Raw genomic sequence first — 1,820 nt, forward strand, 5'->3', positions numbered from 1 at the left:
GCCCGCCCTTCGCGAGGCTGCGCCTAGCTGGCTGTGCCTACTTCGTTCCGCGCTTCGCGAGGCTGTGCCTACTTCGTTCCGCGCTTCGCGAGGAAGGCCTCGACCTCGTCCCGGATCTCCGGCGTGTCCAGCCCGCGCACGGTCATCGTGGTGCGGCGCCGCAGCACGTCGTCCGCCGTGTACGCCCACTCGCTGTCGGCCGCGTAGGCGACCTGCGCCCAGACGTCCGGGCCGTCCTCGTGGATCGGCCGGCCCAGCTCCGGGTTCTCGTCGATCATGCGGGCGATCTCGAAGGACAGCGTGCCGTAGTGGCTGGCCAGGTGCTTGGCCACCAGCGGCTCCATCCGGGAGCCCGGGTCGCGGTCGATCAGCAGCCGGTGCGCGACGGCGTTCGGCGCGCCGACGCCCGGCAGCGGCACGGTCGCCGCGATCGGGGACATGTCCTCGCCGAGGCTGGTGCCGGGCACGTGCGCCAGCTTCTCCAGCACGGTGCGGCCGATGTGACGGTAGGTGGTCCACTTGCCGCCGGCGACCGACAGCATGCCGCCCTTGCCCTCGGTGACGACCGTCTCGCGCTTGGCGGCGGCGGTGTCGCCCGGGCCGCCGGGCAGCACCCGCAGGCCGGCGAAGGAGTAGGTGATCAGGTCGCGGTCGAGGTGCTCGTCGCGGATGGCGTGCGCGGCCTCGCCCATGATCTGGTCGATGTCCGCCTCGGTGGCCCGGACGTCCTTCGGGTCGCCGGTGTACTCCTCGTCGGTGGTGCCGAGCAGGACGTGGTCCTCCCACGGGATGGCGAAGGAGACGCGGTACTTGTCGATCGGGATGGTCAGCGCGGCGCGCCACGGCGCCCGGCGCTTGACCACCACGTGGGCGCCCTTGGAGAGGCGGATCGACGGCGCGGCGCCGGCGTCCTCCATCTTGCGCAGGTGGTCCACCCACGGGCCGGTGGCGTTGAGCACCAGGCGGGCGTCGATGCCGAACTCGGTGCCGTCCAGGCGGTCGCGCAGCTCGGCGCCGGTGACCCGGCCGCCGGTGAAGCGCAGGCCGGTGACCTCGGCGTGGTTGAGCACCACGGCGCCGGCGTCGACGGCGGCGCGCACGGTCATCACGGCGACGCGCGAGTCGTTCATCTGGTGGTCGCCGTAGACGGCCACCGAGCGCAGGCCCTCGGTGCGCAGCGCGGGCACCTGCTGGGCGGCGTGCGCGGCGGTGGAGACCCGGCCCATGCCGTCGCGGAAGGCGGACAGCGCGGAGTACAGGAAGACGCCGGCGCCGAGCTTGGGCGCGCTGTGCGGGCCGCCCTTGTAGACCGGCACGAAGAAGGTCAGCGGGTTGACCAGGTGCGGCGCGACGTCGGTGGCGAGCGCGCGGCGCTCCTTGTGGTTCTCGGCGACGAGCTTGACCGCGCCGGTCTGCAGGTAGCGCAGACCGCCGTGGACGAGCTTGGAGGAGGCGCTGGAGGTGGCGCCGGCGAAGTCGCCGCCGTCGACCATGGCGACCTTGAGTCCGGCCTGGGAGGCGGTCCAGGCGACGGCCGTGCCGAGGATGCCGCCCCCGATCACCAGCAGGTCGTAGGTGGCCTTGCCGAGCAGCTCACGGGTCTCGGCGCGGGAGGCGGTGCGGCCGGCGGTGCGCTCGGCGCCCAGGGTCGGGATGGTTGCCATGGTGGTTGTGTACGGCGCGCGGGTCAGGCGGCGCCGTTACTCCTCTCGTGTGCGGTGCGGCCTCTGCTGAGAGGCCGGTCGGCCCGGTGCGGCGGGCCGGTGAAACGCGGCGACACCCGCTGCCGGAACAGCGGGCGGCCGGTCGGGGCCCGGGGC

The 1,820-nt window shown here is 73.7% G+C and carries 1 protein-coding gene; it reads right to left on the minus strand.

All coding sequences use genetic code 11. The features are described from left to right. Positions 1–68 precede the first annotated feature (68 nt). Positions 69–1,664, minus strand: coding sequence for a glycerol-3-phosphate dehydrogenase/oxidase (locus tag ACFV61_RS29695; RefSeq protein WP_063350189.1), 1,596 nt, complete (start codon positions 1,662–1,664; stop codon positions 69–71). Between the last annotated feature and the right edge of the window lie 156 nt (positions 1,665–1,820).

Origin of the sequence: Kitasatospora sp. NPDC059817 (assembly GCF_042731835.1) — a bacterium.
GTDB lineage: Bacteria > Actinomycetota > Actinomycetes > Streptomycetales > Streptomycetaceae > Kitasatospora.